This is a genomic window from Vulcanisaeta moutnovskia 768-28 (assembly GCF_000190315.1).
GTDB classification, from domain to species: domain Archaea; phylum Thermoproteota; class Thermoprotei; order Thermoproteales; family Thermocladiaceae; genus Vulcanisaeta; species Vulcanisaeta moutnovskia.
Map to the genome: position 1 here is coordinate 1,387,178 of NC_015151.1, position 15,132 is coordinate 1,402,309.

General features: G+C 45.9%; 15 protein-coding genes. 4 read left to right on the forward strand and 11 right to left on the reverse strand.

The features are described 5' to 3' along the window. The first annotated feature begins 71 nt into the window (after positions 1 to 71). Together VMUT_RS07260 and VMUT_RS07265 are read left to right on the forward strand one after the other, a co-directional pair. Positions 72 to 1,085, forward strand: coding sequence for a phosphate uptake regulator PhoU (locus VMUT_RS07260; RefSeq protein ID WP_013604775.1), 1,014 nt, complete (start codon positions 72 to 74; stop codon positions 1,083 to 1,085). Continuing rightward, on the forward strand, positions 1,085 to 1,732 hold the full coding sequence (locus VMUT_RS07265) for a class I SAM-dependent methyltransferase (RefSeq protein ID WP_048056937.1): 648 nt from the start codon (positions 1,085 to 1,087) through the stop codon (positions 1,730 to 1,732). Before VMUT_RS07260 ends, VMUT_RS07265 begins: the two co-directional genes overlap by 1 nt. A gap of 5 nt (positions 1,733 to 1,737) precedes the next feature. Here VMUT_RS07265 and VMUT_RS07270 read toward each other — a convergent pair whose 3' ends face one another. The 3 genes from VMUT_RS07270 to sufB (VMUT_RS07280) form a co-directional block, all read right to left on the reverse strand. Then, on the reverse strand, positions 1,738 to 2,931 hold the full coding sequence (locus tag VMUT_RS07270) for a SufB/SufD family protein (protein ID WP_013604777.1): 1,194 nt from the start codon (positions 2,929 to 2,931) through the stop codon (positions 1,738 to 1,740). A gap of 34 nt (positions 2,932 to 2,965) precedes the next feature. Further along, a complete protein-coding gene (gene sufB / locus VMUT_RS07275) occupies positions 2,966 to 4,399 on the reverse strand; it encodes a Fe-S cluster assembly protein SufB (protein ID WP_013604778.1) in 1,434 nt (477 codons plus the stop codon). Between the two features lie 66 nt (positions 4,400 to 4,465). Further along, positions 4,466 to 5,887, reverse strand: a complete 1,422-nt coding sequence (sufB, locus tag VMUT_RS07280) for a Fe-S cluster assembly protein SufB (RefSeq protein ID WP_013604779.1) — start codon at positions 5,885 to 5,887, stop codon at positions 4,466 to 4,468. A gap of 117 nt (positions 5,888 to 6,004) precedes the next feature. Here sufB (VMUT_RS07280) and sufC point away from each other — a divergent pair, with 117 nt between their 5' ends. Then, positions 6,005 to 6,769, forward strand: a complete 765-nt coding sequence (gene sufC / locus VMUT_RS07285) for a Fe-S cluster assembly ATPase SufC (RefSeq protein ID WP_013604780.1) — start codon at positions 6,005 to 6,007, stop codon at positions 6,767 to 6,769. Between the two features lie 46 nt (positions 6,770 to 6,815). Next, positions 6,816 to 8,132 (forward strand): dihydroorotase, encoded by a 1,317-nt coding sequence (gene pyrC, locus VMUT_RS07290; RefSeq protein ID WP_048056938.1) that lies wholly within the window; start codon positions 6,816 to 6,818, stop codon positions 8,130 to 8,132. A 33-nt stretch (positions 8,133 to 8,165) separates the two neighbouring features. Here pyrC and VMUT_RS07295 read toward each other — a convergent pair whose 3' ends face one another. From VMUT_RS07295 to trpA, 8 genes are all read right to left on the reverse strand, one after another. Then, positions 8,166 to 8,504: an AbrB family transcriptional regulator gene (locus VMUT_RS07295; protein WP_048056939.1), complete on the reverse strand. Its 339-nt coding sequence runs from the start codon at positions 8,502 to 8,504 to the stop codon at positions 8,166 to 8,168. Between the two features lie 230 nt (positions 8,505 to 8,734). Next, positions 8,735 to 9,355 (reverse strand): LysE family transporter, encoded by a 621-nt coding sequence (locus VMUT_RS07300; protein ID WP_013604783.1) that lies wholly within the window; start codon positions 9,353 to 9,355, stop codon positions 8,735 to 8,737. Between the two features lie 174 nt (positions 9,356 to 9,529). After that, positions 9,530 to 10,111 (reverse strand): anthranilate synthase component II, encoded by a 582-nt coding sequence (locus VMUT_RS07305; protein WP_013604784.1) that lies wholly within the window; start codon positions 10,109 to 10,111, stop codon positions 9,530 to 9,532. After that, positions 10,111 to 11,376: an anthranilate synthase component I family protein gene (locus tag VMUT_RS07310; protein WP_013604785.1), complete on the reverse strand. Its 1,266-nt coding sequence runs from the start codon at positions 11,374 to 11,376 to the stop codon at positions 10,111 to 10,113. The genes VMUT_RS07305 and VMUT_RS07310 overlap by 1 nt, the downstream gene beginning before the upstream one ends. After that, a complete protein-coding gene (locus VMUT_RS07315) occupies positions 11,363 to 12,010 on the reverse strand; it encodes a phosphoribosylanthranilate isomerase (protein ID WP_013604786.1) in 648 nt (215 codons plus the stop codon). Before VMUT_RS07315 ends, VMUT_RS07310 begins: the two co-directional genes overlap by 14 nt. Next, entirely contained in the window at positions 12,007 to 13,011 is a 1,005-nt protein-coding gene (gene trpD / locus VMUT_RS07320) for an anthranilate phosphoribosyltransferase (protein WP_013604787.1), read from the reverse strand. Before trpD ends, VMUT_RS07315 begins: the two co-directional genes overlap by 4 nt. A gap of 6 nt (positions 13,012 to 13,017) precedes the next feature. Further along, complete coding sequence (locus VMUT_RS07325) at positions 13,018 to 14,259, reverse strand: TrpB-like pyridoxal phosphate-dependent enzyme (RefSeq protein ID WP_013604788.1); 1,242 nt, start codon at positions 14,257 to 14,259, stop codon at positions 13,018 to 13,020. Beyond that, the gene (trpA, locus tag VMUT_RS07330; protein WP_013604789.1) at positions 14,256 to 14,975 is read right to left on the reverse strand and encodes a tryptophan synthase subunit alpha; all 720 of its coding nucleotides are present in this window, start codon (positions 14,973 to 14,975) and stop codon (positions 14,256 to 14,258) included. The genes VMUT_RS07325 and trpA overlap by 4 nt, the downstream gene beginning before the upstream one ends. Positions 14,976 to 15,132 lie beyond the last annotated feature (157 nt).

Sequence of the window (15,132 nt, forward strand, 5' to 3'; positions counted from 1 at the left end):
TAGGTATTTTTCTTTCTTTGAGGAAAAGTAAATTTATTATGCTTAGTACAGGGCTGTAATTATTGAGAGTGATGGTTGAGGAGGAGGTTAGGAAGGTTGTGGTTTCGGGTAGGTCTTCAATAGCCATTACAATACCCAAGAAGTGGGTCTCCGCCCTGGGCATTAGTGCTGGTTCCCACGTTTTACTACGTTTTATGGGTGATCACATTGCCGTAATACCCATAGGCCGTCTAGCCCGTGGTTCCGGTATTAACAATGTTGTTGAGGTTGATAGGGAGAATCCTGAGTACGTACTTAGGAAGTTAATAACCCATTACCTAAGGGGTGTTGATGAGGTTAGGGTTAGGCTTGGTAAGTATATTGGTATTAAGGAGGAGGTTAAGGAGTTAGTTAAGGAGAGGATTTCTGGTGCTGAGGTTATTGAGGAGGATAATAATTACGTGGTGTTTAGATTCGTAACACCGGCGCCCGAGGTACCCATTAGGAGGCTGCTAAATAGGATGATATTAACAGTGCTTGGCATGTTTAAGGACTCACTCGACATACTCAGTGGTTCGAGCCTCGATCCTGGGGACATAATTGATAGGGACAATGAGGTTGATAGGTTATACCTACTCATTGAGAGGTTGGTGATGATGGGCATCACCGACCAATCAATACTCTCTAGATTGGAGGTTAATAGTTCCAGGGAGCTTGTGAATGCACTAATGGTTTCTAAGTCGATAGAGAGGTCTGGTGATCATTCATGGAGGATTGCCCAAATAATTAGTGAGGCGTATCAATCATGTTGTAAATTAAGTGATTTACCAATAGTGAGGGATGTTGTTGAACTTGGTCTAAACTCCGTAGATATACTTAGGAAGTCCGTTATGTCCTTCATAAATGGTGATGTTGATGAAGCCATGGAGGTCCTGGATAGGAGGATTGCCATGAGGAGTAAGAGCCTTGAGGTTATTAAGTCAATTTATGGCAGTGGACTTCACGTTGATATTGGTGGTAGGTTGATGATGATTGTGGAGAGTATTAGGAGGGTCTCCGAGTATAGTTATGATATTGCTGAAATAACGCTTGATACGTATGGGTGATGGCTCTGTCATCAATACCAATATTCAATAAATACGCTAGGGATTACGATAATTGGTACGTGAAGCACGTGGATACGGCAGAGTCCGAGGTTAAGGCAGTCTCAATGCTGGTGCCTAAGGGCCTTGGCATTGAGATTGGTGTTGGTAGCGGGTTCTTTGCAGGTAGGGTTGGTATACCAATGGGTCTAGAGCCCGCCATTGCAATGGCCGAGTTAGCTAGGGATAGGGGTATTGATGTTGTGGTTGGTGTTGGTGAGTCCATGCCCCTCAGGGATTCATCCTTTGATTACACGGTTATTGTGGTGACCATATGCTTCCTTGATGATCCGAAGAAAACCCTTACTGAGGTTCACAGAATACTCAGACCAGGTGGTAGGTTAATAACCTGTATTGTGCCTAGGGATAGTGATCACGGCAGGTACTACATGGAATTAGGTAGGAAGGGGCATAGGTTTTACCGAGCAGCTCATTTCTACACCGTTAATGAGATTAAGAGAATCCTGGAGCCCCTTGGGTTCTCAGTGAGTGATAGGGTCGTTGCCGTACTGTCCAGGGGAGTTGGTGAGTACTTTGAGGAACCCAAATTCGTTAAGTTAAGTGAGGCAGAGCGATTTGGCTTTGCATGTATTGAGGCAATACGTGAGTAACGCACCTAATCCTTAATCACTATCTTACTCATTATTAGTGATCTAATGGCCTCAGCATCAACCGCGTACTCCCTGGGTAGTGACTCAATGAATTGAGAGACAACCTCATGTATTATTAGGTCCGTAACCTCATCCTTACTAATACCCCTAAGCCTCAGGTAATTAACCTGGTCCTCGTCTGGTGAGGCATCAGCCGCGCTGTGCCTAGCCCCATTAACATCACCAGTATCGACCATTATTATTGGCACCGAGGCTGCGTAGGCGCCCTCATTCATCACGAAGACCTTGCCCTCAACACTCGTGTCACTCCACCTTGCGCTATTCATTATCCTGCCCAGAGCCCTATGTATTATGAAGGACTTATCCCTGGCTATCCCCAGTACCCTTGAGTAACTCGTTCCATACTCACCAGTGTGTACCGCATTGATTTGGTAATCAATCCTTGAGGCTCCATAACCAATCTCAAGGCCTAGATGGTTTAGATTGCTTTTCCTGCCCTGGAGTAAGTAGTCCTCTCTGTGGTGGTTCATTGAGCCTCCCATTATTAATGAGCGGGCGTTTATTGATGATTCCTCACCAGCGATGACCTTAATCAATGCATATGCAGGGACTTGCTCATGAATGTCTGTGAATAATACATTCAATTTAGAACCCCTCCCTAGGTAGACCTCGACCGTGGTTGATGGGCAACCCCCAGAACCAATTGTGAATAGGCCTAGTGATGCTGTGACACCATCATTAACAAGCACCGTGTAGTGTGTTGGTAATAGCATGGGCTTCTCTGTTGAGGTTATAATGCCTATTCTGAGAGGTTCGTTTAAATCCTCATTGATCTCCACGTATGCGCCATCCACGAGGTTGGCAACGTGCCTGGCAATGGCCCTGGATTCGGAAATATCAATTGACCTAAATAGTAATTTACCTAGTTCCTCACCTAGTTCGTTAATGCTTATTACGTGGGTACCTCTTGGTATCTTCGTAATGCCTATGCCACCGTTTACTGAGACAATATTGGGTTCATAGGGTATATTGGTGGTTAATGGGGCGTGGTGGATCTCCATGGTTGGGTCAATACACTTCTCAAAGGCGCCCCAGTCCGTGTAGTACTTAATCGATGGTGAATCCTTAATTTGTTGGTAGGGTATTTTCTGGGCAAGCTCCCTGGCCCTAAGCTTCAATTCATCAAGCCACTTAACCATTCAAGACCACCTAGTTTTTACCTAGCCTTTTAAGTCATCCTACCTTAGATAACTTACTGAATTCGAGTTCAATAACCCTATTTAGCGTCATTGCGTACTCAGTGGGTAGGCGAACGGTTATGTCCTGGATAAAACCAAGCACTATCAGGCTCCTGGCGGTTCCCTCATCGAAACCACGACTACGTAGGTAAAACAACTTGTCCTCGCTTATTCTTCCTGTATAGGCTTCGTGGGTAACTGTGGCGGTATCCTCAAACACTTGGTCGTGGGGTATTGTGTAGGCCCTTGACTTATCATCAAGTATTAATGAGTCGCATGATACTGAGGATCTCGTGTACTTAGCGCCCTCCCTAACATAAACCAGACCCCTATAAACCACTGTGCCTCCATTAATACTTACGCTCTTATTAACAATCTTGCTTGAAGTCCTTGGTGCATCATGGTATGCCTTAGCCCCATTCTCCTTCCAGAATGGCCCATTGGCTATGGTAACGCCTATAATGCTCGTCCTGGCACCCTCACCCTTGAGTACCGTGCTTGGGTACGTATAACTAACTTTACTACCTAGGCTACCCTCAACCCACTCAACCGTCGAGTTCTCCATGGCCAACGCCCTCTTATTATTAAAATTAATAATGTTCCTACTCCAGTTCTGTATTGTGTTAATCCTTAGGTGGGCATTCCTCGCCGCATAGCCCTCAACCATACCATCATGGAAACTAAAGCCCTTGTAAACGGGAGCTGCGCAACCCTCAAGCCACTCAACACTTGCGCCCTCATCAGCAATTATTAATGAGTGCTCGAACTGACCTTCACCAGAACTACCTATTAGGAAGAAGGATTCTATGGGCATGTCGAGCTTGACACCAGGTGGTACATAGACGAATGTACCGCCACTCCATAAAGCAACATGCAATGCCGCGAACTTGTGCTCGCCAGGTGGGAATATTCTTGAGAAGTACTGCTTTACTAGGTCAGGATACCTCTTGACAGCCTCATCCATTGTGGTCACCACAGCCCCCTTCTCCTCAAGGTACTTCTTTACATGTAGGTAAACAACCTCAGAATCAAATTGGCCAAGTAATCCAGCCAGCACCCTGGCCTCTAGTTCAGGCATGCCTAAGGCCTCATAGTACTTTCTAATCTCCTTGGGTACGTCGTCCCAAGACCCAGCCTTCTCCACACTGGGTTTGGCGTAGAGTACCAGGGACTCCAGGTCAATCTCCTCCTTAATAGGCAACCACTTAGGCTCTGGCAACTTCTCGAACATTTCAAGGGCCCTAAGCCTAAGTCTCCTCATCCAATCAGGCTCACCCTTAATTCTACTAATTTCCTCAATCATATCCTTAGTAATTCTACCCCTAATGACGGCCTCCCAGGGCAACCTCTCCATTTCCGGCCCAAGTAACTCCTCAACCGAGCTTTTCTCAATAACGGTCTTCAAAGACTCTGTCGATTCACTAACCATCAGTGTCACCGAACTCCTCTACTGTGGTTCTTTAAAAACCGGTTCCGGGAAATAAAATATAATGAACTACCCAACACCGCCCATCCTCGAGAGCTCAAGCTCAATGGCCCTATTGAAAATGGACATGTACTCAACGGGTAGGTTAATCATAACGTCATGGAAATAACCAAGGACTATTAAGCTACGGGCCTCTTCCTCACTAAGGCCACGACTACGTAAGTAGAACAACTTATCCTCACCAATCCTCCCAGTATAGGCCTCGTGAGTCACGGTTGCCGTCTCCTCAAAAACCTGCTCATGGGGTATTGTGTAAGCCTTGGAATTATCATCCAGAATAAGTGATTCACAACTGACAGAGGACTTAGCGTATCTGGCACCGTCCCTAACATACACGAGACCCCTATACACCGAAGTACCGCCGTTGAGACTAACGCCCTTACTAACAACCTTACTATACGTGTGCGGTGCACTATGGAATACCTTGGCCCCCTCCTCCTTCCACGTTGGCCCATTAGCAAGGGCAACACTTGTTATTGTCGTCCTCGCATTAACACCCTTAAGAACACTCATTGGGTACACAATCGTTACCTTACCACCCAGGGAACCACTCAACCAATCAACACTTGCGTTATCCTCAATAATAGCCCTATTATTGCCAAAGTAAATAACATCCTTACTCCAGTTCTTTAGGTCTATGAGCCTAACCCTAGCGCCCCTGTGTATGTATGCCTCGGTCATACCATCATGAAGACTAAGCCCAGTGAATACTGGTGCTGCGCAGGCAACTATGAACTCAGCACTTGCGCCCTCACCAACAATAACTAGTGAATGCTCAAACTGCCCAACACCAGCACTACTTATTAGTATGACTAGTTCAATGGGCATCTTAACATGGACACCAGGCGGCACGTAGACAAACACACCACCGCCCCAAAGGGCTATGTTTAACGACGCGAACTTATACTCCGGCGGAAAAACCCTAGCGAAGTACTGCTTTACCAGGTCTGGATACCTCTTGACAGCCTCGTCCATGCTCATTGCAATGACCCCGGCCTTCTCAAGATCCTTCTTAATGCTCTCGTAGGTGATCCCACCATCGACCTGCCCAATAACCCCAGCCAGTACCTTAGCCTCTAGTTCAGGTATTCTCAGCGTCTCATAATACTCCCTCAACTCCCTGGGTAATTCATCCCATGACCTAGCCCTCTCAACACTGGGCTTTGCGTAGAGAACGAGAGATTCAAGGTCAATGTTACCCTCAAGCGGAAGCCAGTTAGGCCAGGGCTGCTTCTCGAACATTTCAAGGGCCCTAAGCCTAAGCCTCCTCATCCAATCAGGCTCACCCCTAACCCTGCTTATTTCCTCAACGACATCCCTCGTGATCCTACCCCTAATCTCCACCTCCCACTTGATGGGCCTTGCATGGCCCAATATGCTTGAGAGTTCGTTCGTCCTTGTGATCTCGAGTTTAACACCATCCCTACTCATGATTGTCTCCTATATTGCGTTATAATTTTACATAACTATTAAGCTTTCTATTGATTGGTTCACATAGACACTGCCGAAAAGTTTTTAATCAGTGTCACAGAGGTTACGCGACCAATAATGGCAAGGCTTGATGTGATTGATCTAAGTGTTGAGGTTGATGGTAAGAGGATACTAAATAATGTTAACCTAACCGTTGAGTCAGGGGAGGTTGTTGCCATAATGGGGCCAAACGGTAGTGGAAAGACCACACTCTTCCTAACAATTGCTGGTCATCCGAGGTATAATGTGGTCAATGGTGATATTAGGCTTGATGGCGAGTCAATACTAAAGCTATACCCTGAAGAGAGGGTTCAGAGGGGTGTATTGCTTGCCCTGCAGAGCCCCACTCCCGTCCCTGAGGTTAGGTTATCGACTTTAATAACTGCAATGCTAAATAAGAAGGCTGGCAAGCGCATAACTGATCCACCGCCACCGCAGGCCATTGCTGAAATGACGAAGCTAACCACGGAGCTTGGTCTAAGGCCTGAGCATTTGACGAGGGGTGTGCATGCTGGATTTAGTGGTGGTGAGTCTAAGAGGGCTGAGATGCTTCAACTCCTTATGTACAGGCCTAAGGTAGCCATGCTTGATGAGCCTGATTCGGGTCTTGATGTTGATGGTATAGCCATAATAGGTAGGTCAATAGCTAGGCTTGCCCAGGAGGGTACGGCAATACTAGTCACCACGCATCATGCGGAAATACTTCATTACGTTAAGCCTACCCGCGTCGTTGTGATGGCTAGGGGTTCCGTGGTTCACGTTGGTGGGGAGGAGGTTGTTAAGATGATTGAGTCCATGGGCTATGAAAGGTTCTTTAGGGATGTAGTGAAATTGAATGCATAAGCAGGGCAGTGGATAACTTATAATTAAGGGCTTGTAATTGCTCATAATGAGCACTTCCAGGGTTAATACATTAATTAGGGCCAGGGCTTATGTAAGGGGTAGTGTTAAGGAGGTCTACATAGGTATTACTGGTAGTGAGATAGCCTACGTGGGTAATGAACCAGTTGAGACCGAGAATAGGGTGGAATTACCCAGTCAATATATTGTGCTTCCTGGCCTTGTGGACATCCACGTGCACTTCAGGGATTTCGATCTATCCTATAAGGAGGATGCTGTTAGTGGGTCGCAGGCTGCATTGGCCGGTGGTTATGTGGCTGTTGGTGACATGCCCAATACGAAACCTCCAATAAAGACGGTGGAGTTATTGAGGAGGAAGATTGAGGAGTTTAATAGAAAGACTGGTATGCACATTAGGCATTACTTTGGTGCCCCCCAAGAGCTGTCGGTGCTTAAGGAGGCGCTTGATAATGGTGCCTACGCCATTGGTGAGGTACTTCCCGAGGAAGTTGCTGAGTATGGCGGTGATCAATATCTGGAAGCCCTATTTAAGGAGGCTGCTAGGGTTGGTATACCAATCATAATGCATTGTGAGGACTCATTAATTATTAATCAGTATAGTGGGCCTAGGGATTTTGAGCATCACAATGTGATTAGGAATCCGAGGGCTGAATTGGCCTGCATACACAATGTTATTAGGTTGGTGTATAGGTATGGTACGAAGACCCACATAACACACCTAACGCTCCCTCAATCAATAGGTATAATTAAGTCAAGTGGTCTCGACATAACCTTCGATGTAACCCCACACCACATGCTCCTGAGTCAGGAGGAGTGCCTTGCCCGGGCTGAGAAACCTGCCTATTGCAAGGTTAATCCACCGCTTAGGGATGAGCCAACGAGGAGGGAGTTACTGGCAATGTTCGTTAGGGGTGAAATACCCATTGTGGCTAGTGATCACGCACCACATGCGGATTGGGAGAAGGATAAGCCCTATGATGAGGCACCACCGGGTATTGTTGGTCTTGAAACAACGGCACCATTATTACTTACGCTGTGGCGTCGTGGATTCACGGACCTAGGCACAGTAATGAGAGCCATTCAGGAGAGGCCGGCCAAGTTCCTTGGACTTAATATAGGGATTAGGCAAGGCTCATGCGCTGACCTAGCAATAATAAATACAAAGGCTAGGCATAGGATAGAGCCCGAGAAGTTTAGGTCTAGGGCTAAGTTCTCGCCGTTTAAGGGTTTTGAGGTTGATATTGCCGTAGTCGCGACAATACTTCACGGTAAATTGACCTACCTAAATGAGGAGTATATGAATAACACGGTAATGAAGACCCTGGAGAACGCATTGCCGCATTAGGCGCTATATTCCTATTAATTTAGTTTAAAGTAGTTATTCCCTAATCCTTCCATTAATTACCTGCTCAGTACTAACCTCCTTAATCCTTAAGGGCCTTATATCGAGTATCTCTACTTCATCCAACGGCATTACACCATACTTCTCCCTTACTTCCCTGGGTATTGTGAATTGCCTAGATGCGGTATGCCTAGTCCTAAGGAGGAGGGCCTTCCTCAACGTAATCACTTCACCATTATGCCTAATTGTTATATCGGCATACCTAACCCAGTCAATGCCCAAGGCCCTAATGAGCCTTGCAGGGAGTAAAACCTGGTTATTGACGTAGATCTTGGTCCTGTAGGGAAGCCCATCAACAGGTTTGGGACTTGGCATCTTAATTACTAAGTTCAATCCCTAAATAAAAGGCTTTCGATAAAGACAACAAAGAGGAATTGATAAAGGAAGTCAAGATAATGAAGCGGACTTATGAAAACTATTAATTTTGAAACCACTAATTATTTTCCACATGACTCTCCAAAACACGTGGTATACTACCAATGACCAGAACTGATAATCAAAATAATGGTGAAGTTAGTGTGATAATGCCAAATATTATTTTGGTATTATAGGGATTTAGCTAGGGATATTATCATTGATATTCCAAAATAGACTATTGCTAGGGCAAGCACTATTAATAATACCCTGTATACCGAAACCTTCAACCTACTGACTGAACCAAGGGACGCCATTAAAGTTAACCATGCATAGTCAAGCCACACATGGGATACATACAGTATTACTATTCCAATTAGAAACATTGATTGAAAAGCCTCCATTATTAGGGGTGTACCAACACCGATCCACCATGCAATGAAGTAGGGATTGAATAATGATAATGCGGCACCGGCAATTATTGCTGAGCCATACTTCGGCACATCACTTATATTGAAGTTACCTCTTAACGCATCCTTAAGTGTTAGGTAGGCGAAGAATAGTAGGAAGGCCCCGCCAATAATACCAAACACCGCACTAACAATGGGTATTTGGAATACGTAATGGAGCCCATACGCTATGGCTAGGACCAGTGGCAACTCTACCGTCATATGCCCAATAGCTTCATTAAGACCAGCCTTCCAACCCATACGGGCGCCAAGGCTAGCCGCTGAAGCCGTTAATGGCCCGGGTGCTAAAGCTCCCGAGGCGCTTATCACTATAACCTTAATTATAAAATCAGTGCCAAGCACTAATTAGATTAGATAGCTCATTGTTTTTAAGTATTTAGTCTTTATTTACCCTAGGAATAATCCCTAGACCTCATTCAGTATTCGCTGATTCTATTATCTAAGTTAATCGGCATACCCCTTAAGGATTATTTACCTCGAATTATAATCTCGAAATACTGACCATCATCATGGTAATTAGCCCAGGGAGAGGAAGTTCTTCAGTATCTCCTTACCCATTGGTGTACCAATACTCTCTGGGTGGAATTGAACACCAAATATCGGGTATTCTCTATGCTGTATTGCCATGACCTCGTTATCATCCTCTGAAACGGCAGTAATTATTAATTCGCTGGGCACATCATCAATGACGAGACTATGATACCTCATGCCCTCTATTTTCTCAGGAAGCCCCTGAAATATTAGTGAGGGCTTAATGAGCCTAATTATGCTAGTCTTACCATGCTTAATAGTCCTAGCCCTCCTAATCCTAGCCCCGAAGGCAACACCGATTAATTGATGACCAAGGCAAATACCCAATATGGGCACTCTACCCCTGAAGTACTGGATTACATCTCTGGAGACACCGACATCCCTAGGATTAAGTGGGTTACCGGGGCCCGGTGATATTATGATACCGCTTGGCCTAAGTCTCTCAATAATCCTAACTGTAACCTCATCATTCCTAAAAACCAGCGGCTTGGTCCCAAGCTCACCCACGTACTGGGCTATGTTGTAGGTAAAGGAGTCATAATTATCTATGATAATTACTAAGTCCATTAAACCACCCCCATGGCAATCTTCAAACTGCCCAGTTTATGTTCAGTCTCCTGAAACTCAAGCTCTGGAACTGAGTCATACACAATACCAGCCCCCGCCTGTATCCTCACTATATTATTCAGAAGGAATAATGTCCTGATCATTATTGCAAATTCACCGCCATAACCATGCATGAGCCCTATGACCCCAGCATATGGACCCCGAGCTGTATCCTCATACTTCGCAATTAGTTCCATTGCCCTCGGCTTTGGCGCGCCACTAACGGTACCCGCGGGAAAGGTTGCGAATAGGGCATCGACAATGTCATTACCACGTTCCAGTATACCCTCAACCCTGGAGACGAGGTGCTGCACGCTTTGGTACTTCTCAATTGCGTATAACTCCTTGACCCTAACAGTACCGAACCTACACACCCTACCTATGTCGTTTCTTGCCAGGTCAACTAGCATCACGTGCTCAGCCCTATCCTTAATACTATTAATCAACTCCTCTTCAAGCCTTAAATCATCAATCGGATCCTTACCCCTAGGCCTTGTTCCAGCTATTGGATACGTCTCAGCCCTATCACCATCAACCTTAACCAATAACTCGGGGCTTGTACCCACTATGTACTTATCACTGAACTTGGCAATGTACATGTAGGGTGATGGGTTTAAATCCGCAAGTCTCATGTACAGATCCATTATGTCACCCTTCACGGAGTAGTCTCCATACCTGGACAGGACTATTTGGAAAACCTCACCATTCCTTATATCCTCAAGTGAATTCTCGACCCACCTAATGAAATCCTCCTTTCCAGTACCCCCAACCCTACCAATAACCTCGAAATTACCCACATCCATAATGTCCTTACTCGGTAATTCACCCCTAACGTAACCCCTACCCAGGAGGTTATCATAAATGACTACGTTGCTTGGTATAAAGAACTCGGCAATAGGCCATTGCGGTCTCCTCAGGTAATTCCTTAGGTATGGTTCCATGTGGATCACCGCCTCGTACGAGAGGTAGCCAAGGGCGATATCACCGTTCTCAAATTTACCGAGCTTCCTTGTTAAATCCTTCAATTCCCCGTATAGATCACCATCCCAATCAACCACTAAATGCCTCGATACACCCCAGGCAACTATCGTATACCTAGACCTCTCGGGAAAGCCTGGCCCACTCTCAAGGAGTATTGCGAAATCCTCACCAGATTTAAGTAATTGATTGATTAACTCCCTAGGCCTTGGCAGGTATTGAATTGGTACCTTCCTAATACTTGACACCCTTAATCACCTCCGCAATCCTCCTCACCAGCACCTTATCCTTAACTCCAGGGCTTTTCTCAACACCAGAACTCACATCCACCAGATAGGGCTTGTAACTAACCACAATGGGTGCATTACTTGGGTTTATACCACCGGCAACGCCAACCTTGGGTATACCACCAACCCTCTTAATCACATTAAGTGGTATCTTAAGCCCATGCTCATATGTCCTAAACCCAACCTTAGGCGCATCTATGAGCACATACTCAATATAATTCCTGGGGGCTATATCGAGGGCTTTCTCAATGATAAAATCATCACCTGCATATGCCATTGCCAGGGCTAACCTAATACCATGTTGATTAAGTAGGTCAATGGCTTCGTCTATTACGGTTGTATCTCCATGATATTGAACAACATCAAAACCAAGTTCACCAACCAACTTAATCGCACTAGCCACGTCTAATCCCTCAACAACACCCACTGTCCTAACACCCCTAACTGCATTAATTATTTCCCTAGCCCTACCGCGATCAACCAGCCTATGTGTTGGCACGCTTGAATGTACGATCACACCAACATAATCAGCATACTTACTAGCCATCACAGCGTCCCTCTGACTTGTAACTCCGCAAATCTTTAGTAGTGTCATGATTTGCTCACCCTAGCTAACTCATTAACATAGTCCCAGAACCCATCATTTAGGTTGGTCTCTACGTACTCAACACCATCCCTAATATCCTTAACAACGCCTGCAATGTAAAGTGTGAATGCGGTGTTTGCGATTATGAAGTCCCTGGCCGCCCTATCCCCACTTGAAACTGCGCGTCTCGTCTTCTCAACGCTCTCCAATGGGCTTGAAACCCTGACATCCCTTATATCATGAGTTCTTAACCCTAGGTCCCTGGGCTCAATGAAGTACTTATCAATCCTCCCTCCCCTGACCTCCGCCACTTCTGTTCTTCCGAAAACCGAGACCTCATCAATACCGGGTTCTCCATGTATTAGCACGGCATGCTCATAACCAAGCATTAATGCTGCCTCGGCCATCCTATCCATGAGCGCGGCCTCAGCCACACCAATTAATTGCCTAGTTAGTAATGCGGGGTTTGCCAATGGACCGACCAAGTTAAATATTGTCCTTATACCCAACTTCTTCCTAACCGGCATTACATTCTTCATGGCTGGGTGATAGGCAGGTGCGAAGGCAAAGGTGAAGCGATACCTAGTGGCCATCTCGGCCGCCTTATTAGGTGGCAGGTTTATATTGAAGCCCAAGGCCTCTAGAAAATCGGCGCTGCCTGATGTTGAGGATACACTCCTATTACCATGCTTAATCACGTGGGCGCCCAGGTAAGCCGCAATTAATGCTGCTGCCGTTGATGCATTGAGTGTGCCGAAGCCATCACCACCAGTACCAGCAGTATCCACGTACTTACCCCTTTCACTCACTGGTATTTTCATGCAGTAATCCCTCAGTGCTCTCGCAAAACCTGCGATTTCACTTGATGCTTCACCCCTCACTCTAAGTCCCATGAGCACTGCCGCGGATAGCGCCTCGTCAATGTTCGTCAACATGCCCCTGGCGGTGTCATAAGCCTCATCAACACTCAATGCAAACCCCCTCGCTATCTTCTCAAGTATGTCCCTCATGACACCTCACCTAGTATTGCTGTAGGCATCAACGTCCAGTAGACCATGACCCGATAAATTGAAGAATATGACGGATCCCTTTGGCATTCTCTTCGCCTCGTCAATCGCAGCCTTTATCGCATGCGCAGACTCTGGGGCAGGTATTATACCCTCGGTCCTCGCGAATATCCTGGCCGCCTCCATAACCTCCTCCTGACCATAAGCCCTGGCCTCCACAACGCCCTCCTTAACAAGCATTGAGAGACTTGGTGCAGCACCATGGTACCTAAGCCCAGCTGCATGGGTTGGTGGTGGTACGTAGTCATGACCCAAGGTGAGCATCTTAACCATCGGTAATAAACCCCCAGTATCTGGGAAATCATACATGTACCTACCGCTGGTTAACTTTGGTGCTACCCTGGATTCAACGGCGAGGAACCTCGTCTTCTCAAAACCCTCATTTCTCAACTTAGCGCCTATCATTGGGAATGAGAAACCACTGAAGTTACTACCACCTCCAACACAACCAATCACTAGGTTCGGCTCCTCGGGCATTTGCTGTAGCACCTCCTGCCCGATGACTGTTTGGTGAAGGACTACGAAGCCCAATACACTGCCTGGTATGTACTTCCTACCCTCACCCATTAGTGTGAACTCAATGGCCTCGGTAATCGCAAGTCCTAGGCTACCAGGGTGATCAGGCTTGGTCTTAAGTGCCTCCCTACCAAAACTCGTTAATTCGCTTGGGCTTGGATAAACATCGGCACCGTAAGTCCTCATGAAAAGAACCCTCTGTGCCTTGTTGAGGTATGAATTCTTCGTCATGAACACGGTAGCCTTAACACTTAGTAATGCCGCTGCCAATGACACTGCGAGACCCCACTGACCAGCGCCAGTCTCTGTAACAACCTCCTTAGCACCATCCTTTATCGCATAATAAACCTGGGGTATTGCCGTATTTAACTTATGAGAGCCCGCTGGCAATGCACCCTCAAACTTATAGTAAATCTTAACACCATTACCCAAGGCCCTCTCTAGCCCATAGGCCCTCCTGAACGGTGTTGGTCTACCCATCCTTTCGTAGAGCTCCCTAACCTCATCGGGTATTGGCACATACCTAAGTGGCGTGAATTCCTGATCAATCAACTCACTGGGTAGTATCCTCATGAGCAATGCGATTCTGGAGTCAACTTCGTAGGGATCAATGGGTGGTGGTAATGGCTTTGGCAGATCCACATTTATATTATACCAGTAATGGGGGATCATCATGGCAAACCACCCCTGAGTCTTGTCATGAATTCTACACATGCCCTTTGATCGTTTAGTTTATCCACAAGTGCCGTACCGACAACCACGGCATCAGCGCCAGCGCTGATTACCAGCTTAACCATTTCTGGGGTATTTATGGCGAAACCGGCGATTAACGTGATATTGTCAACAAGCTTCCTGACCTCCCTAACATTCCTCTCAATATAAAGTGGTAGTTTTATGCCCGTAGCTGCGTAGAGACCTAGGTATATGAATAGTGGCTCGTACTTAATAAGAGTACCCACTAACGTGTATGGTGTATTACTCGATATGAAGAAGGTAGGTCTTAGTGAGTATTCCCTCATGGCATTTATGTAATTCTCAAGCATATCCAGGTGCTCAAATAATAGGTCTGGGAATAATACTGAGGATGCTCCAACTTCACTGGCTGTTTCAGTAACAAGTCCTAGATTGTTCACGTAATCATCAATATAACCCATGAGTATTGTTGGTACATCACCATACTTAGTCACCCTAATGGCATCTAGGCCCTTAAGCTCAGAGCCGAAGTGCGTCTTTCTGATCACTGGACCATCGTACTTAGGATTTTGTGTTGGTATTCCTATTTCGAGGAAGTCTGAAACCCCTGATAGGCATTTTACAGCATTTAGGAACGTTTCTTTATTTGGGTACGTAGCAGTTATGTATGCGCCCAGGCCCGGTTTCCTTATGTCCATTGGGGCATGGAATCCACCAATAGGGATTGTTTGATAGGATTTAAAAGCTTTATGTATATATTGTTCGTTAGTACTTATTCTCGTTCGGTAAATATTTATTAATATATAGGGAATATAAATAGGAAACACTTTTTATAATAATATTATTTCACAACCC